Origin of the sequence: Candidatus Accumulibacter sp. ACC007 (assembly GCF_907163205.1) — a bacterium.
GTDB lineage: Bacteria > Pseudomonadota > Gammaproteobacteria > Burkholderiales > Rhodocyclaceae > Accumulibacter > Accumulibacter regalis.
In genome coordinates, this window is record NZ_CAJQUD010000001.1 from 2,375,119 (window position 1) to 2,398,789 (window position 23,671).

At 64.3% G+C, this 23,671-nt stretch carries 20 protein-coding genes and 4 pseudogenes; 17 read left to right on the forward strand and 7 right to left on the reverse strand.

The genetic code is table 11. The annotated features are described in order from the left end of the window. Positions 1–6: 6 nt before the first annotated feature. The 4 genes from QZ634_RS10375 to QZ634_RS10390 all read left to right on the forward strand — a co-directional run bounded on the left by QZ634_RS10375 (position 7) and on the right by QZ634_RS10390 (position 2,300). Complete coding sequence (locus QZ634_RS10375) at positions 7–525, forward strand: glutaredoxin family protein (protein WP_291987869.1); 519 nt, start codon at positions 7–9, stop codon at positions 523–525. Beyond that, positions 522–1,289, forward strand: coding sequence for an exodeoxyribonuclease III (gene xth, locus QZ634_RS10380; RefSeq protein WP_291987871.1), 768 nt, complete (start codon positions 522–524; stop codon positions 1,287–1,289). The genes QZ634_RS10375 and xth overlap by 4 nt, the downstream gene beginning before the upstream one ends. After that, positions 1,289–1,969 (forward strand): Crp/Fnr family transcriptional regulator, encoded by a 681-nt coding sequence (locus tag QZ634_RS10385; protein ID WP_291987873.1) that lies wholly within the window; start codon positions 1,289–1,291, stop codon positions 1,967–1,969. The genes xth and QZ634_RS10385 overlap by 1 nt, the downstream gene beginning before the upstream one ends. Before the next feature lie 133 nt (positions 1,970–2,102). Next, entirely contained in the window at positions 2,103–2,300 is a 198-nt protein-coding gene (locus tag QZ634_RS10390; protein ID WP_043566451.1) for a DUF2892 domain-containing protein, read from the forward strand. A 49-nt stretch (positions 2,301–2,349) separates the two neighbouring features. Here QZ634_RS10390 and rsmA read toward each other — a convergent pair whose 3' ends face one another. The 4 genes from rsmA to lptD are packed head-to-tail and all read right to left on the reverse strand — an operon-like array spanning position 2,350 to position 8,422. Further along, the gene (rsmA, locus tag QZ634_RS10395; RefSeq protein ID WP_291987875.1) at positions 2,350–3,129 is read right to left on the reverse strand and encodes a 16S rRNA (adenine(1518)-N(6)/adenine(1519)-N(6))-dimethyltransferase RsmA; all 780 of its coding nucleotides are present in this window, start codon (positions 3,127–3,129) and stop codon (positions 2,350–2,352) included. Next, a complete protein-coding gene (gene pdxA, locus QZ634_RS10400) occupies positions 3,126–4,139 on the reverse strand; it encodes a 4-hydroxythreonine-4-phosphate dehydrogenase PdxA (protein ID WP_291987877.1) in 1,014 nt (337 codons plus the stop codon). The genes rsmA and pdxA overlap by 4 nt, the downstream gene beginning before the upstream one ends. Before the next feature lie 5 nt (positions 4,140–4,144). After that, positions 4,145–5,452 (reverse strand): peptidylprolyl isomerase, encoded by a 1,308-nt coding sequence (locus QZ634_RS10405; RefSeq protein WP_291987879.1) that lies wholly within the window; start codon positions 5,450–5,452, stop codon positions 4,145–4,147. A 9-nt stretch (positions 5,453–5,461) separates the two neighbouring features. After that, positions 5,462–8,422 carry an LPS assembly protein LptD gene (gene lptD / locus QZ634_RS10410; RefSeq protein ID WP_291987881.1) on the reverse strand — a complete coding sequence of 987 codons (2,961 nt, stop codon included), beginning with the start codon at positions 8,420–8,422 and terminating at the stop codon, positions 5,462–5,464. Positions 8,423–8,582: 160 nt separating this feature from the next. Here lptD and QZ634_RS10415 point away from each other — a divergent pair, with 160 nt between their 5' ends. The 13 genes and pseudogenes from QZ634_RS10415 to QZ634_RS10475 all read left to right on the forward strand — a co-directional run bounded on the left by QZ634_RS10415 (position 8,583) and on the right by QZ634_RS10475 (position 20,539). Next, a complete protein-coding gene (locus QZ634_RS10415; protein ID WP_291987883.1) occupies positions 8,583–9,614 on the forward strand; it encodes a phosphotransferase in 1,032 nt (343 codons plus the stop codon). Then, the gene (murU, locus tag QZ634_RS10420; protein ID WP_291987885.1) at positions 9,614–10,306 is read left to right on the forward strand and encodes an N-acetylmuramate alpha-1-phosphate uridylyltransferase MurU; all 693 of its coding nucleotides are present in this window, start codon (positions 9,614–9,616) and stop codon (positions 10,304–10,306) included. The genes QZ634_RS10415 and murU overlap by 1 nt, the downstream gene beginning before the upstream one ends. Then, a complete protein-coding gene (locus QZ634_RS10425; RefSeq protein ID WP_291987887.1) occupies positions 10,303–11,610 on the forward strand; it encodes an aminopeptidase P N-terminal domain-containing protein in 1,308 nt (435 codons plus the stop codon). Before murU ends, QZ634_RS10425 begins: the two co-directional genes overlap by 4 nt. After that, positions 11,603–12,796, forward strand: a complete 1,194-nt coding sequence (locus tag QZ634_RS10430) for an FAD-dependent monooxygenase (RefSeq protein WP_291987889.1) — start codon at positions 11,603–11,605, stop codon at positions 12,794–12,796. The genes QZ634_RS10425 and QZ634_RS10430 overlap by 8 nt, the downstream gene beginning before the upstream one ends. Positions 12,797–12,945: 149 nt before the next feature. Further along, complete coding sequence (gene minC, locus QZ634_RS10435; protein WP_291987891.1) at positions 12,946–13,767, forward strand: septum site-determining protein MinC; 822 nt, start codon at positions 12,946–12,948, stop codon at positions 13,765–13,767. A 102-nt stretch (positions 13,768–13,869) separates the two neighbouring features. Next, positions 13,870–14,691 (forward strand): septum site-determining protein MinD, encoded by an 822-nt coding sequence (gene minD / locus QZ634_RS10440; protein WP_291987893.1) that lies wholly within the window; start codon positions 13,870–13,872, stop codon positions 14,689–14,691. Positions 14,692–14,693: 2 nt separating this feature from the next. Beyond that, positions 14,694–14,963: a cell division topological specificity factor MinE gene (minE, locus tag QZ634_RS10445; protein ID WP_291987895.1), complete on the forward strand. Its 270-nt coding sequence runs from the start codon at positions 14,694–14,696 to the stop codon at positions 14,961–14,963. A 238-nt stretch (positions 14,964–15,201) separates the two neighbouring features. Next, on the forward strand, positions 15,202–16,254 hold the full coding sequence (gene dusB, locus QZ634_RS10450) for a tRNA dihydrouridine synthase DusB (protein ID WP_291987897.1): 1,053 nt from the start codon (positions 15,202–15,204) through the stop codon (positions 16,252–16,254). After that, complete coding sequence (locus QZ634_RS10455; protein WP_291987900.1) at positions 16,251–16,502, forward strand: helix-turn-helix domain-containing protein; 252 nt, start codon at positions 16,251–16,253, stop codon at positions 16,500–16,502. The genes dusB and QZ634_RS10455 overlap by 4 nt, the downstream gene beginning before the upstream one ends. Positions 16,503–16,551: 49 nt before the next feature. Then, positions 16,552–18,119, forward strand: a pseudogene (gene purH, locus QZ634_RS10460) (bifunctional phosphoribosylaminoimidazolecarboxamide formyltransferase/IMP cyclohydrolase). A 136-nt stretch (positions 18,120–18,255) separates the two neighbouring features. Continuing rightward, positions 18,256–19,544: pseudogene (gene purD, locus QZ634_RS10465) on the forward strand (phosphoribosylamine--glycine ligase). Positions 19,545–19,863: 319 nt separating this feature from the next. Then, positions 19,864–20,112 (forward strand): annotated as a pseudogene (locus QZ634_RS10470) (coproporphyrinogen III oxidase); the annotation flags it as partial. Positions 20,113–20,149: 37 nt separating this feature from the next. After that, on the forward strand, positions 20,150–20,539 hold the full coding sequence (locus QZ634_RS10475; protein ID WP_291987902.1) for a coproporphyrinogen III oxidase: 390 nt from the start codon (positions 20,150–20,152) through the stop codon (positions 20,537–20,539). Between the two features lie 215 nt (positions 20,540–20,754). On the opposite strand, the gene QZ634_RS10480 is transcribed toward QZ634_RS10475, so the two are convergent. The 3 genes and pseudogenes from QZ634_RS10480 to QZ634_RS10490 form a co-directional block, all read right to left on the reverse strand. Further along, positions 20,755–21,780 (reverse strand): heme biosynthesis HemY N-terminal domain-containing protein, encoded by a 1,026-nt coding sequence (locus tag QZ634_RS10480; protein WP_291987904.1) that lies wholly within the window; start codon positions 21,778–21,780, stop codon positions 20,755–20,757. After that, positions 21,777–22,073, reverse strand: a pseudogene (locus QZ634_RS10485) (uroporphyrinogen-III C-methyltransferase); the annotation flags it as partial. The gene QZ634_RS10480 and the pseudogene QZ634_RS10485, both read right to left, overlap by 4 nt. 24 nt (positions 22,074–22,097) lie before the next feature. Beyond that, complete coding sequence (locus QZ634_RS10490; protein WP_291987906.1) at positions 22,098–23,207, reverse strand: uroporphyrinogen-III C-methyltransferase; 1,110 nt, start codon at positions 23,205–23,207, stop codon at positions 22,098–22,100. Between the last annotated feature and the right edge of the window lie 464 nt (positions 23,208–23,671).

The following is a 23,671-nucleotide window of genomic DNA, read 5'->3' on the forward strand; positions in this document are numbered from 1 at the left end:
CACCCCATGCACCCGATAACCGCCGTGCGCTTCGCCGCCATCGCCGCTGCCCTGCTGGCGGCCAGCGCGGTCAACGCACAACACACCTACCGCTGGATCGACGCGCGCAGCGGCGTCACCGTGATCTCCGACCGGCCACCGCCGCCGGGAACGCCCGGAGTAACCGTCTCCGAGGGCACCACCGCAGGCGAGGACGAGCAGCGACTTCCTTATGCCGTACGCCAGGCGAGCGCCAGATTCCCCGTCGTCCTGTACACCAGCGCCGACTGTGGCGCCTGCCAGCACGCGCGCGTGCTGCTCAATGGCCGCGGCGTTCCGTTCGCGGAGAAGCTGCTCACCAGCCAGGACGAGCTGACCGCGCTTGGCCGGCAACTGGGCGGCGACGCCGTGCTGCCAAGCATCAGCGTCGGCCGGCAAAACGCCACCGGCTTTACTGCCGCCACCTGGAACGAGCTGCTCGACTTTGCCGGCTATCCGACCACCGCTCCCTACGGCTTCAAACCTGCCGGCCCGCCCCGCGAATGAAGATCGCCAGCTGGAACGTCAATTCGCTCAAGGTCCGGCTGCCGCAGTTGCTCGACTGGCTGGCGGCGCAGCAACCCGATGTCGTCTGCCTGCAGGAAACCAAGCTCGACGACCCGTTCTTCCCGAAGGCGGAGCTCGAGGCCGCCGGATATCACGCGCTCTTCTCCGGACAGAAGACGTACAACGGTGTCGCCCTACTGACTCGCGAGCCGCCGACGGAGATCGTTTGTGGCAACCCGCTCTATGCGGATCCGCAGAAGCGCCTGCTGGCGGCAACCCTGAGCGGGATTTGCGTGGTCTGCGCCTACGTGCCGAACGGACAGGCAGTCGGCAGCGACAAGTACGCCTACAAACTTGCCTGGCTGGACGCGCTGATCAACTGGATCGCCGCGCAGCTGGCCGTGAATCCGCGCCTGGTCCTGGCCGGAGACTTCAACATTGCGCCCGACGACCGCGACGTGCACGACCCGGCAGCCTGGGCTGGACAGATCCTGTGCTCCGCAGCCGAGCGGGCGGCTTTCCAGCGCCTGCTGGACCTGGGCCTGCGAGACAGCTTTCGCCTCTTCGAGCAGCCGGAGAAGAGCTTTTCATGGTGGGATTACCGGATGCTCGGTTTCCAGAAGAACCGCGGGCTGCGCATCGACCACATCCTGCTGTCGACGGCACTCGCCGGGCGCTGTACGGGGGCCGAAATCAAGCGCGACCTGCGCAAGCTCGAACGACCGTCGGATCACGCGCCGGTGACCGCGGAACTGGCCGATTGATGCACCGCACGCCACCTGGCAGTCTGCCGCCGTCCCTGCTCGCACTCTATCCGGCACTGAGCTCGCTGCCGGCCGATCAACTCGCAGATCTCGGCCAGAAAATGACGCAGCGCGACCTGCCCGCCGGCACGAAGCTGTTCAGCGAACGTCAGGACTGCCTGGGGTTCCCGCTGATTCTGGCCGGCACGATCAAGGTCGTCAAGAGCACCGCCGGCGGCCGCGAGATGCTGCTCTACCGTGTCGAGCCGGGCGGCTCGTGCATCATCAGCTCGAGTTGCCTGCTCGGGCACACGCCTTATTCGGCGCGCGGCATTGCCGAGACGTCCCTGTCGCTGCTGCTCCTGCCGATGGCGGTGTTCGAGAAACTGCTCGCCGAGAACGGGAGCTTCCGCAACTTCGTCTTCCACCTGTTTGCCGAGCGCATTGCCGAGCTGATGCAACTGGTCGAAGAAGTGGCTTTCCACCGCCTCGACCAGCGCTTGGCAAAGCTGCTAGTGGCCAGGGGCGAAAGCATCCAAATCACACACCAGGCACTGGCCGAGGAACTCGGCAGCGTCCGCGAGATGGTCAGTCGTCTGCTCAAGGGCTTCGCCGTGCAGGGACTGGTCAGGCTGGGCCGCGAACAGATTACGGTTATCGACGCGATCGGGCTGCAGCAACTGGCGGACAGCCCTCGCTGATAGCCGCTGGCCACCCGCTGGCGGCGCGACACTGCACGCCGTGACTCTGTGACTCTGTGACTGCGGTTACATACAGCCAGGCTGCAGCGGCGTAATCTGGCACCGTCACTCACCAACGCTCACGGAGCCAATCATGAAAACCAATGTCGGTGGAATCGACAAAATCCTGCGCATCGTCGTCGGTATCGCGCTGATCACGATGGCCGCCCTCGGGGTCGTCGGCGCCTGGGGCTGGATCGGCGTGGTACCGCTGCTGACCGGCCTGTTTGGTGTCTGTCCCGCCTACTTGCTGCTCGGAGCCAACACCTGTCCGGTCAAGAAAACCGGCTGAACGGCGAGCTGCCTGCGCGAACGGCGTCGCCGGACCGGCGACGCCGTTTTCACGTCAGGCTGTTGGCCAGGCGAACGTAATCGGCCACCGACAGCTCCTCCGCCCGACAAGTCGGTGAAACGCCGAGCGCCGCCAGCTGATCCTCGTCGACCATCCCCCGGAGACTGTTGCGCAGCATCTTGCGGCGCTGCCGGAAAGCGCTGGCGACCAGCGCCGAAAAGCGCGTTTCGTCGCCCGCCAGCAGAGTTTCTGGCGAACGCGGAATCAGGCGCACCAGCGCCGAGTGCACCTTGGGCGGCGGATCGAACGCCTCTGGCGGCACGTCGAGCAGACGATCGATGACGAAACGGTACTGCAGCATCACCGTCAGCCTGCCGACATCGCCACTACCCGGCTCGGCGACCATGCGGTCGACGACCTCGCTTTGCAGCATGAAGTGCATGTCGCGGACGCAGGTGGAATAATCGGCGAGATGAAAGAGGAGTGGCGTCGAGATGTTGTACGGCAGATTGCCGACAATGCGCAGGTGGGCGCCCGCGTTGCTGGCCAGTCGACCGAAATCGAAGGCCAGCGCGTCACCCTCGTGCACCGTCAGTTTGTCCGCCGAATAGATCTTCCCGAGTCGGGCAACGATGTCGCGGTCGATCTCGACGACGTGCAGATGGTCAAGGCGCCGCAACAGGGGAGCGGTCAGGGCGGCCAACCCTGGGCCAATCTCGACCACCGTCTCGCCACGGTGTACGGCCAGCTGGTCGATGATCTCGTCGATGACCTGTTCATCGACGAGAAAATTCTGGCCAAAGCGCTTGCGCGCGATGTGCTTCCTCATGCCCTCGCTGGCCTGCTGCCAGCGGCGCGCGCCACCATTTCGATGGCCTGCTCAATGGCCACCAGCAAGCTGCCGGGATCGGCCCGTCCGCTGCCCGCCAGTTCAAGTGCGGTGCCATGATCGACCGAGGTACGGATGATCGGCAGGCCCAGCGTGACATTGATGCCGTGGCCAAAACTCGCGTACTTGAGCGCGGTAAGGCCCTGGTCGTGGTACATGGCGAGAACGCAGTCGCCGCGCTCGAGGACCGGCCGAGAGAACATCGTATCGGCCGGCAGGGGGCCGAGCAGGGTCATGCCTTCGGCCCGCAGCCGCTCGAGCACCGGCGCGATCACCTCGATCTCCTCATGGCCGAGGTAGCCCCCCTCGCCGGCGTGCGGATTCAGGCCGGCAACCAGAATACGCGGGCGAGCGATGCCGTACTTCGCTGTCATCTCGCGGTGCAGGATACGCAGTGTCTCCTCGACGGCAGTCTGGGTGACCGCCGCTGGCACGTCACGCAGCGGCAAATGCGTCGTCACCAGTGCCACCCGCAAGCCGCCGCCGGCAAGCATCATCACCACCCGTGGCGTTGCCGTCCGCTCGGCCAGGTACTCGGTATGCCCGCTGAAGGGAATGCCGGCGTCGTTGATGACACCTTTGTGCACCGGGGCGGTGACCATGGCGGCAAATTCACCGCTCTGGCAGCCGCTCAGTGCTCGCTCCAGCAGTGCCAGCACGTAGCGGGAATTGGCCGGATCGAGACGACCGGGCGTCGCCGCGACGGCCAACGGCTGGTGAACCACTTCCAGCGTGCCGGCTTGCGGCGGCAGACTGGCTTGCCAGTCACGGAGCTTGCCGGGAAAGTGCAGGGCCTCGGCGCGCTCGGCGAGCAGTGAGCGATCCGCAAGAACGACGATTCGTGCCGGGAGGCGAGCATCCAGCGCGCAATCGGCCAGACGCAGGCAGATCTCGGGGCCGACGCCGGCCGGTTCGCCACTGCTGACGGCGATCACCGGCGCGCTCGACATGGCGCTCAACGCTCCTCCAGGCGGAGCTCCACGTAGGCGCGATCTCGCGTCTGGCGCAGCCAGTCCTGATAGGCCTCGTCACGCTTGCGCTCACGCAGCACCTGCCGTGCTGCCGCACGTTGGCGGTCACTCGATACATCCTGGACACGACGCTCGAGCACCTCGATCAGATGGAAGCCAAAGGGTGACTGCACCGGCTCACTGAGCTCGCCCGGGGCCAGCGCATTCATCGCCCGCTCGAACTCCGGGACCGTGTCACCCTCGTAAATCCAGCCAAGATCACCACCCTTTGACGCCGAGCCGTCCTGCGAGAAGAGCCTGGCCAGGTCGGCAAAGCTCTCGCCGTGCTTGATCCGTTGGCGCAGACTCTCCAGGGTGTGCCGGGCCTCGGGCTCCGAGACCACTTCGTTGACCTTGATCAGGATATGCCGTGCGTGCGTTTGCTGAACAGCCGGCAAGGCACCGCCACCCCGCTTGCCCAGCAATTTGATCAAGTGAAATCCGTTCGAGCTGCGCAGAACCGGCGACACGTCGCCCACCTTGAGCGTCGCCGCCACTTCGGCAAACATCGTCGGCAGGCGGTTGAGCGAACGCCAGCCAAGTTCGCCGCCACGCAGACCATCCGGCGCATCGGAATAAGCGGCAGCCAGCTGGGCAAAGTTCTCGCCTTTGCGCAGCCGTTCAACGATCTGGTCGGTCTTGGCGCGCAACTGCTGAATCTGCTCCGGGCTGGCCGACTCGGGAGCGCGCAGCAGGATATGCGCCATCTGATACTCCTCGCCGGCAGCCGGCCCGGATTCGCCCACCAGGTAGTTATCGATCTCGCCTTCGGAGACGAAAATCCGGCTGTCGACCTCGCGCTCACGCAAGCGCGCGATGGTCATCTCGGCACGAATCTCTTCGCGAAAGCTGGCAAATGCAATACCGTCCTTTTCCAGGGCGGCGCGAAACTGTGCGAGTGACAGCTTGTTGTTGGCAGCAATACGTTGCAAAGCCTGGTCAAGCTGTGCGTCGTCGACGCGCAGGCCGACCTCGCGGGCAAACTGCAACTGCACCTTGTCCATGACCAGACGCTCAAGCATCTGCTTTTCGAGTACATCCCTGGGCGGCAGGGTGGTCCCCTGGCGCTGCAGCTGACCCAGCGCTGAAGCGAGACGCGAGCGCAACTCGTGATGCGTTATCACTTCGTCATTGATGACGGCGACGATACGGTCGGCAGGCAGCGGCTGGCTGGAGGGCTGTGCAGCGCTTTGCGCCGCGGCCACTCCGACCAGGAAAAGGGATAGCAGCAGCGCGCGAAATAAAAGCATCATGGTCAACACCTACTGTTCGGCCAGAGCCGAATCCGTCTGCGGCTGATTGGCCACGCCGTAGCCGGGAATCCGGCGCTGGAGGAGGCTGATCGGATTCGAGCCCAGGCGCGAGAAATCGCTCAGTTCAAGTTGCACGAAGGCTCGCGTCGTCGCGTTCGCCTCGGTGGTCTGCAGACGCTGCCCGACGACGCGCACCACCCAGCAGCCGGCGTTGTATTCCAGGCCGCCGATAATTTCGATCGGCTGGTTCTGCAGAAACGAATAGTTGTAGCGACCGACCGCCTGCCAGCGACCATCGATCGGCCACTGCCCGGAAACGTCGATCTGTTTGATCGGCGTCACCGCCTGCGTGTTGTAACTGTACGACGCATTGAGCAGCTTGCCGGCCTCCGGGAAATAGCGCGCACCGAAGGAATAGCGTTGAAACTCCTGATCGTCCACGGTGTATTGCAGGGCGGCGTCGGCATAGACCCGCGGCAGGATCTGCCCGGTGAAGCCGGCCAGGAAATCCGACTTATCCCACTGCCGAGTGCTCGCTCCCGGCAGCGCCACCTTGTCCTTGGTGAAATAGAGCCGCTGACCGACCATCCCGCGCATGATCTCATTACCGGAAGTCGGATTGATCAGGCGCGAGGAAAGGGCGGCGGTCAGCTGATTGGCGTTGTTGATACGGTCCCAGCCGGAGAACTGGTTATCGGCAAAGATCTGCGCAAAATTGAAGTCGGCCAGCGCAGTATCGAAGATCGGAATATCGTTCTGGTCCTCGTACGGTATGTTGAGGTAGTAAAGGCGGGGCTCCAGGGTCTGCGTATAGTCGCGACCGAACCAGTTGCTGGGGCGCTCGAAAGTCATTCCCGAATCGACGCTGAAGATCGGCAGGTTGCGATTGATCGACGTCGGGAGGACATTCGTCGAGCCTGGATAATTCAGGGCATAGTGAGTGACATTGACCCCGACGCGCGGCGTGACATACCAGCCGGGGGTGATGTAGGGCAGTGAAATCTGTGGTTGCACGACCGTCCGCTGTCCGTCGACGGTAGAAGAATCGGGACGGACAAAACTGGTGTACTGCCCGAAAAAGGCGCTGTCGGTCGACAACAAATCCGGCTGGCGCGCGTTTACGGTGATTTGCGGCAAGAGCTGATAGGGCGGAGTGACCGGGTTCTGGGGGTCCGGCTGCAGGGTCTGGAAGGACTGCACGTTAGCCGTCGCATTCCACCATCCTCCACCACCGTAGCTGAGCAACCCTTGCTGCAGAAGTTGCGTTTCGGAGGTCTTGGTGATCTCGCTCGACAGGTCGGTGTAGTAATCGCTGTCCGAGACCCGGTTGTAGTTGATCGCGCCCGAGAAACCGTTGGCGGCAACCTGAGAATGGGTCAAGGCCACACCCCAGCGATCGCGGTTCGCCACCCGATCATTCGGAAGATACTCACCACGGACGTTGCCGACGTAGGTTCCCCCGTAGGCCGCGTTGAGGTAGCGAAAGTCGGTGCCGAGCAGCAGACCGCGCTTGGTGAGCAGGGTCGGCTCGAACGTGGCATCCATGTTCGGTGCAATGTTCCAATAGTAGGGCAGGGTGAATTCGAAACCGCTGTCGCTGCTCGATCCATAGCTTGGCGTCAGAAAACCCGACTTGCGGTGATTGTTGAGCGAAAAGGATAACCACGGCGAGTAGAGAATCGGCACTCCGAGGAAGTGGACGGTGGCATCATTGCCACTACCCACCTCGTTATCGTAGTCGAGCTTCAGATCGGCGACGCTGAGAAACCAGTCGTCATTACCGGGCTTGCAGGTGGTGTAGGTAGCCGAGCTCAGACGAATCTGGTTCTCGCCCTCGAAATCGATGCGCTGCGCCGTGCCGCGCGCTTCGGTCGGCTCGCCGTTTGCGTCCTGGCGATACTTGAGCTTGGTCTGCCCGGGCACCAGGCCGAAGGACATGGGTGCCGCAAAACCGGCGCTGAATTCGCTGTCTGCTTCGGTTGGCGCCAGGCCGGAAGCCACGTCGCCGCCGGATTTCGCGCGTGCCACAGAACGCGGCGGGCGCTTCACGAAATACGAAGCATCGTCGAAGAAACCAAAATGATCTTCGAGCCGCATACGCATCTTGGTCCCTGAGACGACGTCATCACGCTGCTGAAAGCGCGCGCTCCCGACCGCCTCGACCTCGTCGTCGACCGGCCAGTAGGTCAGTTGATCGGCCGTCAATACCTTGTCGGCCTGGCGCAACTCGGCGTCGTCCTGGGCAATGAGCTCCCGGTCAACGACGCCCGAAATCCTCTGCGCACTCAGGAAGGTTGCTTGCAACCCGGCCTCCGTTTCGGGTGGCGGCGTAGCGCTGGCCGGCGACGAGGACGACGGCACGGCAGCCACCACCCCGGCGGGCTTGACCGGCACCGGCGAGGGCGTGGAAATCACGCTCGGCGCCGCCTTTTCGGCAGGCGGCGGCACGGCGGTCGTCGTGGCCGGCGATCCGGATAGCGCCGACGGGGCCGCGGTCTCCGCGCCACGAGCACTGGCTTCCGGCCTCTCGGCGAGCGGTTCGGCCAGGCCTTGATCGGGCCGGCTGATCCCCGGCTGCTCCGCGCCCCGCGCCAGCGCTTTTCCCGGCTGCACGTCGGGCCTGACGTTCGTGGCCGGCGAAACGGCGGCTTCAGCCGATGGCTGCTTGCTGACCTCGGCTGAAGCCTGCACTGGCTCTTCCGCTGTCGTCGGCGATGGCACGGGTCGCGCTTCGACGACCGGAGTCACGACAGGCTTGCTCTCCGCAGGCGCACTGTCTGCCTGCCCCGCAGGCGGCCGCTTGACCGGCAAGGCGGGCGCAATGGCCGGCAAGCCAAGCAACGCCGGATCGACGCGCAACGGTGGCGCCGGCTGCGCCTGCGCGACGCCGGGCAGGCTGGCGAGAAGCGTCGTGGCCACGGCGCAGCGAAAGATCAAGGTCCGCGGCTTGCGCCGAAAGGGAAACGTCATGCCAAAGTTGTCAGTAAAGGATGCCAGGAATTGTTGGGACCATTCCGATTGCTCAGACGCTGGGCTGTTGGTTTGGCCGTCTCTGCGGCGGCACTTCAAGCACTGCCCGGATGGTAGAATCGGTCGCATATTTTAGCACCATCGTTCAAGGAGAAGCGGCATGCCGCGTACCGCCCTGCTGCGCAACTGGCTCCGACAGGTCTTTGAGCCAACTTTCCCAGGCTGGGATGCGCGCCTCGAAGCGGCCTCGGCCGACGCCAGCTTCCGGCGTTACTTTCGCGTCGAGCTCCCCGATCGAACGACGCGCATCGTCATGGACGCGCCGCCGGAGAAAGAAGACTGCCGCCCCTTCATCAAGGTTGCCGCCCTGTTTCGCGAGGCCGAGGTGCATCTACCCGCGGTGCTCGCCGCCGATCTCGAACAAGGCTTCCTGCTCCTCTCCGACCTCGGCAACAGCACTTACCTGAGTGCCCTGCAGGACCGGAGCACGGCGGCGCGACTGTACGCCGACGCCAACCGGGCACTGCTCGCCATTCAGCTCGCCAGTCGACCCGGTGTCCTTTCCGAATACGACGGTGACCTGCTCGGCCGCGAACTGGCCCTGTTCCCCGACTGGTACCTGCGCCGTCACCTCGGAGTGACCATCGACAAAGGCATGCAATCCACCTTGCAGACGGTGTTCGCAGCGATCCTGGCCAACAACCTGCAACAGCCAAGGGTCTACGTCCATCGCGACTACCACTCGCGCAACCTGATGCTCGTCGGCGAACCCTCGCCCGCTTTTCCGAGCAACCCCGGAATCCTCGATTTCCAGGATGCTGTTTACGGTCCGCTGACCTACGACCTCGTCTCGCTCTACCGTGACGCCTACATTGACTGGCCAGAAGATCGGGAGCTCGATTTCGTGATCCGTTACTGGGAAGGCGCGCGCCAGGCCGGACTGCCGGTACAGGCCGATTTCCACGATTTCTACCGGGACTACGAATGGATGGGTGTACAGCGCCAGCTCAAGGTGCTCGGCATCTTCGCGCGCCTGTGCCATCGCGACGGCAAGGAAAACTACCTTGCGGACATGCCGCGCGTGCTCGGCTATCTGCGGCGAAGCTGCGAGCGCTACAGGGAACTGCGGCCGCTGGCACGCCTGCTCGACGTGGTCGAGAAACGACCGGTCGACGTCGGCTACAGCTTCTGATGAAAGCCATGATTCTTGCCGCCGGGCGCGGCGAACGCCTGCGGCCGCTCACCGATACCACCCCCAAACCGCTGCTGATGGCCGGCGGCAGGGCGCTGATCGCCTGGCATCTGCAAGCGCTGGCCAGGGCCGGTTGGCACGAGGTGGTGATCAACCACGCCCATCTCGGCGAACAGATCGAGGCGGCACTGGGCGACGGTAGCGAATTCGGTCTGCACATCGTCTACTCGCCCGAACCGGGCGGAGCGCTGGAAACCGCTGGCGGCATCGCCAACGCGCTGCCACTGCTTGGCGATGAACCCTTCCTGGTGGTCAACGGCGACATCTGGTGCGACTGGGATTTATCGCGGGCCAGGTGCATCGCCAGCACACTCGACCGAGAGCGTGCCCATCTGCTGCTGGTCGACAACCCGCCACACCATCCGGGCGGCGACTTTTCCCTGGATGGCCAGGTCGTGCGCACAGCGACCGGAAACCGAACTGGCACTCTGACCTACGCCGGCATTGGCGTCTTCCCGCCCAACTTCTTCGCCACCGTCGCGGCCGGCGTGAAAATGAAACTTCGCCCCCTGCTGGACGCGGCCATTGCCCGCGGCACGCTCACCGGCGAACGACACGGCGGTCGCTGGGTCGACGTCGGAACCCGCGAACGTCTGGCTGAACTCGACATGGAGCTTGCCCCAAGCAGATGAGCCTAAGACCCTACGCCAAGCGTCGCCAGCGGGTATTCGACAGCCTCGGTGACGGCGTCGCCGTCCTGGCCACGGCACCAGAGCGTCTGCGTAACCGCGACTCGCATTATCCCTACCGCTTCGACAGCTACTTCTGGTACCTGAGCGGCTTCCCCGAGCCCGATGCGGTGATCGTCCTGGTCGGCGGCGCGGAAGCGAAAGCGATCCTCTTCTGCCGCGAGAAGAACGAGGAGCGCGAAACCTGGGACGGTTTTCGCTACGGCCCCGACGCTGCCGCCGCCGCCTTCGGCTTTACTGAAGCGCATCCGATCGGCTGTCTCGACGAGATGCTGCCCAAGTTGATCGCCAACCGCGCGGCGCTGTGGCACTCGCTGGGTCACGACAGAGAATGGGACAGCCGCATCAGCAACGCGCTGAATGCGGTTCGTTCCCAGGGACGCAGCGGCACGCGCGCGCCCGGCGAAATCCGCGACCTGCGCAGCTTGCTGGATCAGATGCGCCTGAACAAGGACGAACACGAAGTCCAGCTCATGCGCCACGCCGCCGACATCGCTTCGGCCGGCCACAGCCGCGCGATGCGCGCGTGCAGGCCGGGCATGGCCGAATACGAACTCGAAGCAGAACTGAGCTACGAATTTCGCCGCCGCGGCGCCGACGGCCACGCCTACACGCCGATCGTCGCCGGTGGCGCCAATGCCTGCATCCTGCACTACGTCGAAAACAACAAGCTCCTGGCGGGCCAATCGCTGGTCCTGATCGACGCCGGCTGCGAGGTCGCTGGCTACGCCTCGGACATCACCCGCACCTTCCCGGTCAGCGGCCGCTTCAGCGCCGAGCAACGCGAGGTCTATGAAATCGTCCTCGCGGCGCAGCAGGCGGCGATTGCCGCGGTACACCCTGGCGCCTCGTTCACCGACTATCACCAGGCGGCCCTGCGCGTCCTGGCGCAGGGGCTGATCGATCTCAAGCTGCTCACCGGCAGCGTCGACGGCGCCGTCGAAAGCGAAGCCTACAAACCCTGGTACATGCACCGCACCGGTCACTGGCTGGGGCTCGACGTCCACGATGCCGGCGACTACAAGACCGGCACCGCCGACGACGACTGGGTCAAGCTGGCTGCGGGCATGACGCTGACCGTCGAGCCCGGCCTCTACCTGCGCCCCGGAAGCGCCGTTCCGGAACACCTGCACGGCATTGGCGTGCGCATCGAGGACGACGTACTGGTCACCAGCGACGGTTGCCTGGTGTACACCAACGCACCACGAACGGTTGCCGAAATCGAGGAGGTCATGCGCCATGAGTGAGCCGGCGAACGGCGCGGACAGCACGCGCAGCGCAAGCTCTGTCGACGTCGCCATCGTCGGTGCCGGGCCAGTTGGCATGTCGCTGGCCTTGGCGCTGGCCGGCGGGCCGCAGAGCGTGCTCTTGCTCGACAGCCGCCCGCACGCCGCCTGGGCCCGCGATCCGCGCGCGCTGGCGCTGGCGCATGGTAGCCGCCAGCTGCTTGAACGTCTCGGTGCCTGGAAGGCAAACGCCGCAACGGCGATCGAAAGTATCCACGTTTCGCAGCGCGGCGGTTTTGGTCGCACGCTGATCGATGCCAGCGAATACGGCATCGCCGCGCTCGGCTACGTGATGCGCTACCGCGATCTCGCCGCCACCCTCGACGCACGCATCGACGCGACGCAGTGCTTGCACGACTGCACGCTGCTCGGCATCACGACCGGCAACGACACGGCCGAGATCACTCTGGCGGCGCAGAACGGCGACCCCGCCGCACCGCGCCGGATCCGGGCCAGACTCGTTGTGCACGCCGAAGGTACGCCGGTCAGCGACCCCGACGTGCGCGTTTACGATTACCGGCAGCACGCCGTGGTCGCCGAAGTTCGCCCCGTTCCTGGTCACCAGCAGCGCGCCTGGGAACGTTTTACGCCCGATGGTCCGCTTGCCCTGCTGCCGCTGGGGCAGGACTACTCGCTGGTGTTTACCGTGCCACCGGAAAAGGCCGCCAACTTGCTCGCCCTCGACGAGGGTGATTTCCTCGCCGCGCTACGGGCGCAGTTCGGCAGCCGCCTCGCTTTCGTTGCCAGTGGTCCGCGCACCAGCTTTCCGTTGGCGCTGCGTGTCCGCGAGCAACTGGTTGGCCCACGCCAGGTGTGGATCGGCAACGCCGCGCAAAGCCTGCACCCGGTTTCCGGACAGGGCTTCAACCTCGGTTTGCGCGACGCCTGGGAACTCGCGTCGGCGCTGCTCGCCAACGCCAGCGACGACGCGGGAGATGCCGGTGTCCTGGCCGCCTACGCGCGTGCTCGCCGCCTCGACCGCCAGGGCAGCATCGCCTTCACCGACGGCCTCGTGCGCCTCTTCGGCAATGACCTGGCGCCGCTACGGATCGCTCGTGGCGCAGGCCTGCTGGCACTCGACGTCTTGCCGCCACTGCGCCACTTCGTCGCCAGACGAATGATTTGGGGAGCCCGCGCCTGGCCATAGACGGTCGACGCCAGGCTGCGGGCGGCGGTTGAACGCTGACGACAGCTCCCGCAAGGCACGAAAATGTCATCGCCGCAGTTCGCTTTTACAGGCGATTCCGCTAGACTTCGTCGATTCCCCAGTTCCTGCCAGAGCGCCCTCACGATCCCATGCCGCCAACCAACAAGACCCCACCGCTGATCGAGTTCAAGGGAACCACCCTGCCCATCGTCACGGTCAGCCTGCGATCGCTGCAACTGGGCGAACTCGGCGAAGCAGCCAGCGCGCTGTTCGGCGACGATCCATTTTTCGATGGCGACGCTGCCGTGCTCGACCTGTCGCAGGCGGGTGCCGCCTCGTCGGCCAAATGGCAGTTCTTGAAGGAGCTCTTCAGGACCCACGGGCTGAACGTAATCGGTGTCCGGGGCGGCAGCGATGAGCTTCGCGAAAGCGCCCGCACGGCCGGCCTGCCGACCTACGCCGCCGTCGATCGTTCGCTACGCGCGGCGCCCCGTGCCGACGACGAGCGTCCGGTGCCCACCGCGCCGCCGCCAGCGCTGGAACCAAAGCCGGAGGCAAAGCCCGAGCCAGCGCCGGAAGCAAAGCCCGAGCCCGCCGCCAGCGCTGGCGCACGGTCGCCAACGCTGTTCCTCACTCGGCCCTTGCGTTCGGGGCAACAGATCTACGCCCGTGGCGGCGACCTGGTCGTTCTCGCCGCGGTCAACTCCGGTGCCGAAGTCATCGCCGACGGCAACATCCACATCTACGCTCCCTTGCACGGTCGTGCGCTGGCGGGTGCCAGCGGCGATACCGAGGCACGCATCTTCAGCACTCGCTTCGATGCCCAACTGGTCTCGGTTGCCGGACTGTATCGGACTTTCGACAGTGGCGTACCGAGCGATCTGGCGGGCAAAGCGGTGCAGGTCAGGCTCGCTGAAAGAACTGGCGACAGCTCCGGTAAGCTGGTCGTCGAACCACTCAGGATCGATTAGAAGCGACTCGGGCAGCGGCAATGGCACTGCCAGCGCTGCGCGGATCAACAGAAAGCCCATTCTGCGGGTAGAATCTCGTCTTTAATCTGCGGAGAAACATCCGTGACACGTATTGTCGTCGTAACGTCGGGCAAGGGTGGGGTCGGCAAGACCACCACCAGCGCCAGCTTCGCATCAGGGCTCGCCCTGCGTGGTTACAAAACTGCCGTCATCGATTTTGACGTCGGTCTGCGCAACCTGGATCTCATCATGGGCTGCGAGCGCCGCGTGGTCTATGACCTGGTCAACGTTCTCAACGGAGAAGCGACGCTCACCCAGGCGCTGATCAAGGACAAGCACTGCGAGAACGGCAATCTCTTCGTCCTGCCGGCTTCACAGACCCGCGACAAGGACGCGCTCAGCGAAGAAGGTGTCGAGAAAGTCCTCAAGGAACTCGAACACATGGCCTTCGATTACGTCGTCTGCGATTCGCCGGCGGGCATCGAGCGCGGCGCGGTTCTGGCCCTGACCTTTGCCGACGAGGCGCTGGTGGTCAGCAACCCGGAAGTTTCCTCGGTACGCGACTCGGACCGCATTCTCGGCATCATCCAGGCCAAGTCACGCCGCGCCCTGAGCGGCGGCGAGCCGGTCAAGGAACATCTGCTGATCACCCGCTACTCGCCGAAACGCGTCGAGGAAGGGGAAATGCTCTCGTACAAGGATGTGCAGGAGATTCTGCGCGTGCCGATCATCGGCGTCATTCCCGAGTCGGAAGCAGTACTGCAGTCGTCGAACGCGGGCTCGCCGGCGATCCACCTCGCCAACAGCGATGTTGCCGGCGCCTACCTCGACGTGGTCGGCCGCTTCCTCGGCGAAACCATCCCCCTACGTTACGTCGCCTACGAAAAGCCCGGCCTGTTCAAGCGATTCTTCGGGGGTAAATAAGGATGTCCCTGTTCTCCCTGATCTTCGGCGGCAGCAAGCCCAGGACGGCGTCCATTGCCAAGGAACGCCTGCAGCTGATCATTGCCCACGAACGCAATGACAGTAACAACACGCCCGATTTCCTGCCGGCGTTGCAGCAGGAATTGATGGCCGTGATCTCGAAGTACATCTCGGTAAACCCGGAAGACATCAAGGTGTCGATCGAGAAGCAGGGAAACATGGAAGTACTCGAGGTGAACATCGTCATGCCGGACAAGGCCAGCAAGACCTAGCCCGAAGCTCGACTTCCGAGCGGAGAAACCGCGTCGGTGGTCGCGAGCCAAGGTCGCGGAAGCCGTGCGCAACAGACCCAGGCGGCCCGCCCGAAAGCGCAGCTTGGCAGTGAGCCTGGCAATTGCGCGATGCGGCATCCCTGCCAAGCAAACTCGCCGGCACGCAAGATCGTCTGTTTTTCGGGCGCCAATCGCGGTAGAATCCCCGTCTTGCCTTGCGCCCCGGCACCGCACCGCCATGGAATTCCTCGGATTTACGCTTCGCAACAACCTGTTTGTCGCGCCGATGGCAGGTGTGACCGACCGGCCTTTCAGACAGCTCTGCAAGAGCCTTGGCGCCGGCCTCGCCGTCTCCGAAATGGTGACTTCGAACTCACTGCTCTACGGTAGCGCGAAAACCCGCCGCCGCGCCAATCACGATGGCGAAGTAGCGCCGATCTCGGTGCAGATCGCCGGCGCAGACCCGGCGATGATGGCCGATGCGGCGCGCTACAACGTCGACCGCGGAGCGCAGATCATCGATATCAACATGGGTTGCCCGGCCAAGAAGATCTGCAATGTGATGGCCGGCTCTGCCCTGCTCCGTGACGAGCCGCTGGTCGGCAAGATCCTGTCGGCGGTGGTCAATGCGGTACCGCAGACGCCGGTGACGCTGAAGATCCGGACCGGCTGGGACACCAGCAACCGTAACGCCCTGAGCATTCTGAAAATTGCCGAGCAGTCCGGGATCCGGGCCCTGGCCATGCATGGACGGACGCGCGCCTGTGGCTACAGCGGTCACGCGGAGTACGACACCATCCGCGCGGTGAAGGCCGAGGCCCGCATTCCGCTGATCGCCAACGGCGACATCGTCTCTCCGGAGACGGCGAAGTTCGTTCTCGAGAGCACCCGCGCCGACGCGCTGATGATCGGCCGCGCGGCCCAGGGTCGTCCCTGGCTGTTCCGCGAGATCGAGCACTTCCTGAACACCGGCACGCATCTGATGCCGCCGCGGGTCACCGAGATTCACCGCATCCTGCTCGCCCACCTGGAAGACCTCTACCTCTTCTACGGGACGGAAACTGGCGTGCGCGTCGCCCGCAAGCATATCTCGTGGTACACCAAGGGGCTGGTCGGATCGGCAGCCTTCCGCCACATGATGAACCAATTGCCGACGATCGCCCTGCAACGGCAAGCGTGTCAACGACTTTTCCTGGCGCTCGCCGAGCACAACGAGCACCTGCCCTACGTCAGCAGCGATCCGGCCACGCCGGCGCTGGCCAACGCCAATTGTGAGGATCTCGCCGCATGAAGCGACAACACGATGAGGATGAGGACATTGCAAGCTTCGTCCGCAAGGCGCTGGAAAACTATTTCCAGCACCTTGACGGCGAAAAGCCGGCACCGGTGTACGAGATGGTGATCAAGAGCGTCGAACGCCCGATGCTCGAAGTCGTGCTCAAACAGGCCGGCGGCAACCAGACTTTCGCTGCCGAAATTCTCGGAATCAACCGCAACACTCTGCGCAAGAAACTGATCGATCACCGGCTCATCGCCTGAGCCGACCTCTTGCTCCAATCCTCCTTACCCTGCCGCAAACCTGCCCACCATGAAAATACGCCAAGCCCTGATCAGCCTCTCCAACAAGAATCGTGCTCTCGAATTTGCCCAGGGCCTTGCCGCCTACGGCGTCAGACTGCTGTCGACCGGCGGCACGGCCAAAATGCTGCGCGATGCCGGCCTTGAGGTCACCGAGGTCGGCGATTACACGGGCTTCCCGGAAATGCTCGACGGCCGCGTGAAAACGCTGCATCCGAAGGTGCACGGCGGCATCCTCGCCCGCCGCGATCTGCCGGAACACCTGGCGACCATCGAGCAGCACGGCATTCCGGCGATCGATCTGGTTTGCGTCAACCTCTACCCTTTCCGCGAGACGATTGCCAAACCCGACGTCACGCTCGCCGAGGCCATCGAGAACATCGACATTGGCGGTCCAGCCATGGTCCGTTCGGCGGCCAAGAATTACACCGGCGTGGCCGTGGTCACCGATCCCGAAGACTACCCGGCACTCCTCTCGGAAATGGCGACCAACGACGGCGGGCTGAGCGCGGCCACCCGCTTCGCCCTGGCCAAGAAAGCCTTCGTACATACCGCGCGCTATGACGCGGCCATCGCCAACTGGCTGACCTCCCTTGACGATAGCGAACAGGCAAAGCCCTTTCCCGAGCGGCTGCAGCTGGCTTTCGATCGTGGCGAGACGCTGCGTTACGGCGAAAACCCACACCAGCAGGCCGCCTTCTACCGTGATCCAGAGCCGGTCTCAGGCTCGATCGCCAACTACCGGCAGCTACAGGGCAAGGAACTGTCCTACAACAACATCGCCGACGCGGACGCCGCCTGGGAATGCGTCAAGACCCTTCGGACACGCCCGCCTGCGTGATCGTCAAGCACGCCAATCCCTGTGGCGTCGCGATCAGCGCCGACCTTCTGTCGGCTTACGAAAAAGCCTTTCAGACCGACTCGACGTCGGCGTTTGGCGGCATCATTGCTTTCAACGGCACGGTAGACGCCGACGTCGTCGTGGCCATGAATTCGCGCAAGCATTTCGTCGAGGTTCTGCTCGCTCCCGCGTTCACCGCCGCGGCCAGGGAACTGCTGTCCGGCAAGCAAAACCTGCGCGTCCTGGAACTGCCACTGGCCAAGGTCTACCACGACTTCGAGATGAAGCGCATCGGCGGTGGCCTGTTGCTGCAGACACCGGACCGATTCAACGTGCAGGCGTCCGACCTCAGGGTGGTCAGCGCCCTGGCGCCAAGCGAGTCGCAGATCGAGAACCTTCTTTTTGCCTACCGCGTCGCCAAGTTCGTCAAGTCCAATGCCATCGTCTTCTGTGGCCGCGGCATGACCCTGGGCGTTGGCGCCGGCCAGATGAGCCGCGTCGACTCGACGCGAATTGCCGTAAGCAAGGCCCAGAACGCCTGTCTCGAACTGGCCGGTTCGGTGGTCGCCTCCGACGCGTTCTTCCCCTTCCGTGACGGCATCGATGTCCTCGCGGCGGCGGGCGCCAAGGCGGTCATCCAGCCGGGAGGGTCGATGCGCGACGAGGAGGTGATTGCCGCCGCCAACGAGCATGGACTGACGATGGTGTTCACCGGCGCCCGTCACTTCCGGCACTGATCGCAGTGCGGCGGCAAAGACGCGAAGTGTGACGGGCTTTTGAGCTGATCTAATACCAGCGGAATTGTCGACGGCAATCGTTCTGCTGCGGACCAGCAGCATGCCGCCGCGGCCGCTCTCGGGGGAGAGGATTTTTATGAAGTTACTGGTCATCGGTTCGGGCGGTCGCGAACACGCACTCGCCTGGTGTCTGGCCAAGACGCCCGGCCTGCAGAAGGTCTTCGTCGCGCCTGGCAACGCCGGCACAGGCTGCGGACCGGGCGCTGGAGAACGTGGCCATCACCGATCTCGACGCGCTCGCCGACTTCGCCGAGCAAGAAAGGGTGTCGCTGACCATCGTCGGCCCCGAAGCGCCGCTGGCGGCCGGCATCGTCAACCTTTTTCGCGCCCCGCGGCCTGAAGATCTTCGGCCCGAGCAAGGAAGCCGCGCAACTTGAAAGCTCGAAGGACTTTGCCAAGCGCTTCATGGCCAGGCACGGCATCCCGACGGCGCGCTTTGCAAGTTTCACCGACCGCGCTTCGGCGCACGCCTACGTAGACCAGCAGGGTGCGCCAATTGTCATCAAGGCCGATGGCCTCGCTGCCGGCAAGGGGGTGGTGGGTGGCGATGACTCTCGCGAGGCGCACGCTGCGCTCGACCGCATGCTGCCAGAGAATGGCGCGTGCGCGCCGGAGGGTGGCACGCCGACGCAGGTGGTCGTCGAAGAGTTCCTGGAGGGCGAGGAAGCCAGCTTCATCGTCCTGGTCGACGGCAAGGATGTCCTGCCGCTGGCATCGAGCCAGGACCACAAGGCGTATTCGGCGACGGCGATACCGGCCCCAACACCGGCGCATGGGCGCCTACTCGCCAGCGCTGGTGGTGACCCGAGGTGCACGCCGGACGATGGCGCGAACTCATCCTGCCGACGGGTAGGGGAATGGCCGCCGAGGGAATCCCCTACACCGTTTCCCTCTACGCCGGGCTGATGATCGGCAAGGGACGGATCGGTTCAGACGGTTGAATCAATTGCCGTCTCGGCGACCCGGAAGCGCAACCGATCCTGATGCGCCTGAAGTCGGACCTGTTCATGCTGCTCGACCACGCTGTCGCCGGCCGCTCGACCAGGTCTGAAGCGAGCTGGGATCGGCGCGTCGCCCTGGGCGTCGTTCTCGCGGCCGCCAACTACCCTGGCACCCCGCACATGGGCGACGTGATCAGCGGCCTGCCGAAAGGCGGCGCAAGCAGCGAAGACAGTCCATGTTTCCACGCCGGGACCAGCGAACGCGAGGGCCAGACGGTCACCGCCGGTGGCCGCGTACTCTGCGTCACGGCGCTCGGCGACAACGTCAAGCAGGCGCAGAAGCGGCCTACATCTGATTATCGGAATTCACTTCGACGGTATGCAGTATCGCCACGACATCGGCCACCGCGCCGTGCCACGATGAGGAGTCAGAGCAGGCAGGGGATCTGGTTGGGGTCGGCCGGCGAACCCTCGAAATGATCGGACGCGGCACTCCTGAGGACTATTTCACCGGCTTTGCAGACGCGCATAGTCGCGGGCGCTGGAAGCAATCGAGGGGCGCCGACGGCAGACAATTCCGCGCCGATAGCTGGCAAAAGGCAGCCGGTGGGCCGCTCGCCGGCAAGGGGCTGCACGTGCATCATCGGAGGGCGGTCGCGTCTTCGAGCGCGGTGGCGTAGCCTTCCTCGCAGGTCATCGGTTCCACGCTGCCCGCTTCGGCGACCGCAAAGCGGCCAGAACTGCTGGTCGCGCCTATCGAAGCGATGGGCGATCGCTGGTGTTACACCCGCAAAACCCTTACTGCCCCGACCGCGCACATGAACGTGCGCGCGCTGGTGGCGACCAGGAGCGATGCTGAACCGGTGTGGTGGTCGGCGGGTGGCATGGACCTGACCCCCTACTATCCATTCAGCGAAGACATCCGGCATTTCCACGCCACGTGCAAGAAGGCGCTGCTCCCTTTCGGGAAAGACGTCCACGCGCGCTACAAGAAATGGTGCGACGAGTACTTTTTCCTCAAACACCGCAATGAACCACGTGGCGTCGGTGGCGTGTTTCTTCGACGACCTGAGCGAGGGTGGTTTCGAGCGTTGCTTCGCCCTGACTCAAGCCGTCGGAGAAGCGTTTACCGAAGCCTACCTGCGATCATCGACAAGCGCCAGGGAACGCCCTACGGAGAACGCTGAGCGCGACTTTCAGGCGTATAGGCGGGGGCGCTACGTCGAATTCAATCTGGTCTGGGATCGCGGAACGCTGTTTGGCCTGCAGTCGGGCGGACGAACCGAGTCGATCCTGATGTCGCTGCCACGACCGTCAAATGGGCGTTACGACTGGCGACCCACGGCCGGCAGCCCTGAAGCAGAACTCTACGCGCTGCTGGAACCGCGAGAGTGGGTTAAGCGGGAGGGAGACCGATAGACCTAGCCGGGCAAACGAGGGCACTGCGCGAGGAGAGCTCAGGCCAGGGCGAAGAAGCGGGCGTTGAAGGACCGCAGGGCGACTGCTCGGCGGCGGCCCGGTAATGCGGCCATGGCCTCATCCAGCGTTCGGTCGGCTCGAAGAGGCGAGCCAACCTCAAGCCTGACCGCGCGCTGATCGACCAGCGACAGTGAGGCCTCGAGTAGATTTGCGCTTTAACCCCACAAACGCTGCTGCAAACACAGGCGGCCCAAGGCGAGCAGCAGTTGTGCGTCGTCGGGATGCTGCGGCAGCCATTTCTCGGCGCGAGCAATACACGAAGTCAGGTCGCTGCCCCGCACCTGGCCATAGAGTTGCACCAAGTCCGAATCCCACTGCACGTCGAGCTGTTTCTCGATCATGCGCTGCGCATCATCGTCAACCCCGTGTTCAAGCAAGGCTTCGCAGGCGGTGTGCGTCAGCCTCAGGCTGCGCTCCTTGGCCGGTATGGCACGCAGGTAGGCGAGCAATTGGCCCTCGTCGGCCTGTTGCTGCCGGCGGATGGTTTCCTGGTGCGCCTGGGTCTTGATTTCCTGCGCCAATTCCGGAGCCAAAGCTTCGCGCTTCTCGAGCAGGCGTGCCAGCCGCAACACCTCCGGCCAGTTGCCGCAACCCTGCTGGGCACGCAGTTCAAGGCGCAACGCGGCGATGTGCCGACCAGAAATGTTCTGCAGGGCGTGCAACAAGCTCACCGCCTCGACATACTGCTCATGGTCGATGGCCATTTCGGCTTCCAGCATCAGCCGGGCAGGATCCAGCCGCGAGTCGTTGACGCGGCCGAGCCACTCCTGCTCCTTCTCGGGTTCGCAAAGACCGTGCGCGGCCCGTGCGGCCAGCAAGGCTGCCACGCCCGGCGACTGGCCAGCAGCGTGCGCCTCGCCGGCTTTCTTCAAAGCCTGCGTGAAACGCCCTTCGAAGAGCAGGCGAATGGCCTCATGAAGAGACGCCGTGGCCTTCTCGCGACGGCGACGTGCGCGATAGTCGCCAAACCGGCCGGGCAGGGAGAGCGTCAGCCCAATTGTCCGCAGCAGCAGGTACAGCAGGGCGAAGGAGGTGAAGAAGAGAAGAATCGCCAGACTGAGTGCGATCTCGATGCGATACGGCGGGACGATCAGCAGCAGATAGCCGTCGTTGTACCGTGCTGCCAGCGAAACGCCGACAGCCGTGGCAGCAAGTGCCAGTAGCCAAAGTAGCCCTCTCACTGGCGCTCCTGACCGAGCTTGAAGGTCTTGACCGCCGACAGGCTTTCATTGAGCGTCGGCATCTCGATGTTGATCTCGGTGGCAACGAGCTGGTCCAGATTGCTTTGCGCGGTCTGCAGCGAGCTATCGCTGGTATCAAAGTAGCGATCGATCCACGCCCGGGCATGCTTCAGCTCGTTCTGGAAAGTCCATTGATCGCGCGCCAGCAAAGCCAGGCGCGCGTTGAGTAGACGCAACTTGAGATTCTCGCGCAAGAAAAACGCCTGGCCCGGCGCGAGCAAGGCCGGCTCATCGCGGTCAACGCGCTGGAATCCGGATCAGCGACTTGACTTCGCCCAGATCTCGCGACCCAATCGCTGCCACAGCTCAGCGCTGACCAGTTTCTCCCAGAACTCGACGCTGCTTACCGAAGGCCATTCAGCAGCCGGGGGCGACGACACTTCCGCCGCCGCACCGTCTGCGCTTTCTTTCGCGCCCTCGCCGTTCGGCCGGGAACGTCCATCGACAGCCAGGGGAATCGTGTCGATGGCGTTGATGACACTTTCCAGGCGCAAACTCATGGCCGCAACATCGATCTGCGGCAAAGCACGCAGGCGGTCGAGATCATTGCTCAAAACCTTGCGCAGGCTGACGAACTGTGGCCGGCTGCTCGCCGCCAGGCGGGCGTCGGCGGTTTGCAGGGCGAGTACGGCTGCCTGCACATTGCCCGCCAGCTGCAACTGCTGCGCGGCCAGGGTCACACTTTGTTCGACTTCGGCGAGTGCCCACTCATCCCGGTTGCGGGCGATATCCTGGTACAACTTCTCGAGCATCGCCTGCTGGCTCTGCGATTCGCCAATTTTCCCCTCAAGGGCCGCAAGGCGACCGAGAACACCAGCCACCTGCTCGGTCGCACCCTTGGATAGCGCGCGGATTTCGGCGCCACTCGAATCGCTGTCGGCGAGGCGACGGGCCAACTCCTGTTGCGTATCGGCCAGTTTCTCCCGGGTTTCGAACCACTGCCAGCCGGCCAGCCCAAGGGCTACCAGCACCACCAGCAACCACGGACTGCGCCAGCCGGGCGACTGCTGATCCGCCGCCGCCCGGCTTGCCGGGGGCTGGCCTGTACCCTGTGCACTGTCAGGCGTTGGCTGACTGGCCGGCGATGGCGTCTGAGCAGCACTCTCTGCAGATGCTTGCACCTCGGCGCGTGGCGGATCCTCGGGCGTCGTTGCTCGACTTTCCGGCAACGGCTCCTTGTCGACCGGTGACTCAGCTTCCGGGACCTGCCCCGTCTCCGGCCGCTGTTCGCCCGCGGGCAACGACTCGCTCTCGGGTTCTGCGCGAGTACCCGCTGACGGCTGCTCCTCTGGTGGCGGCTTGCCAGCCGACTCCGCGGCAGCTTGTTCGGAAAGTGGAGACCTTGGGTCGATTTCTTCTTTCATCATGACCGCCAATTATATACGTTCAGAGCAGCAATGATCCCAGCATCTGCCGGTTCGGTCAGAATCACCCGCTGCAAACCAAGTTTCTGCGCCAAATCGGCGATCCGCTGGTGTGGCACGAACACCGGGAGTGGTACACAGAGACGCACGCGCGGAGGCGTCGAGCAGGTCGACAAGGTGTCCGCCAACCTCGCTGTAGGCGACTGTCGGGGCTTCAAGGCGGCTTGCCGCGAACTACAACCGCCAAGGCGCTTGAGCACGGCGGCACTCTCCGGCGACGCACGCTGGTAACAGCTCACGTAGTCCGACCCTCGCGCCCCTCGCTCCTCCCGCAAGCGGTGTCAAGGAACTCACGGCACGTTGCCGCGAAAGATTATCCACACCGTTGCACACAACACGGGCCTGCAATGCCGGAAGTTCGAGCAAGGACTCTGAATCGACGCGTTTCGAGCGAGCGAGCGGGTTCC

Coding starts and splice junctions, on each gene's coding strand:
- QZ634_RS10375 (WP_291987869.1), top strand. CDS start 7: ATGCACCCGATAACCGCCGTGCGCTTCGCCGCCATCGCCGCTGCCCTG.
- xth (WP_291987871.1), top strand. CDS start 522: ATGAAGATCGCCAGCTGGAACGTCAATTCGCTCAAGGTCCGGCTGCCG.
- QZ634_RS10385 (WP_291987873.1), top strand. CDS start 1,289: ATGCACCGCACGCCACCTGGCAGTCTGCCGCCGTCCCTGCTCGCACTC.
- QZ634_RS10390 (WP_043566451.1), top strand. CDS start 2,103: ATGAAAACCAATGTCGGTGGAATCGACAAAATCCTGCGCATCGTCGTC.
- rsmA (WP_291987875.1), bottom strand. CDS start 3,129: ATGAGGAAGCACATCGCGCGCAAGCGCTTTGGCCAGAATTTTCTCGTC.
- pdxA (WP_291987877.1), bottom strand. CDS start 4,139: ATGTCGAGCGCGCCGGTGATCGCCGTCAGCAGTGGCGAACCGGCCGGC.
- QZ634_RS10405 (WP_291987879.1), bottom strand. CDS start 5,452: ATGATGCTTTTATTTCGCGCGCTGCTGCTATCCCTTTTCCTGGTCGGA.
- lptD (WP_291987881.1), bottom strand. CDS start 8,422: ATGACGTTTCCCTTTCGGCGCAAGCCGCGGACCTTGATCTTTCGCTGC.
- QZ634_RS10415 (WP_291987883.1), top strand. CDS start 8,583: ATGCCGCGTACCGCCCTGCTGCGCAACTGGCTCCGACAGGTCTTTGAG.
- murU (WP_291987885.1), top strand. CDS start 9,614: ATGAAAGCCATGATTCTTGCCGCCGGGCGCGGCGAACGCCTGCGGCCG.
- QZ634_RS10425 (WP_291987887.1), top strand. CDS start 10,303: ATGAGCCTAAGACCCTACGCCAAGCGTCGCCAGCGGGTATTCGACAGC.
- QZ634_RS10430 (WP_291987889.1), top strand. CDS start 11,603: ATGAGTGAGCCGGCGAACGGCGCGGACAGCACGCGCAGCGCAAGCTCT.
- minC (WP_291987891.1), top strand. CDS start 12,946: ATGCCGCCAACCAACAAGACCCCACCGCTGATCGAGTTCAAGGGAACC.
- minE (WP_291987895.1), top strand. CDS start 14,694: ATGTCCCTGTTCTCCCTGATCTTCGGCGGCAGCAAGCCCAGGACGGCG.
- dusB (WP_291987897.1), top strand. CDS start 15,202: ATGGAATTCCTCGGATTTACGCTTCGCAACAACCTGTTTGTCGCGCCG.
- QZ634_RS10455 (WP_291987900.1), top strand. CDS start 16,251: ATGAAGCGACAACACGATGAGGATGAGGACATTGCAAGCTTCGTCCGC.
- QZ634_RS10475 (WP_291987902.1), top strand. CDS start 20,150: ATGAACCACGTGGCGTCGGTGGCGTGTTTCTTCGACGACCTGAGCGAG.
- QZ634_RS10490 (WP_291987906.1), bottom strand. CDS start 23,207: ATGATGAAAGAAGAAATCGACCCAAGGTCTCCACTTTCCGAACAAGCT.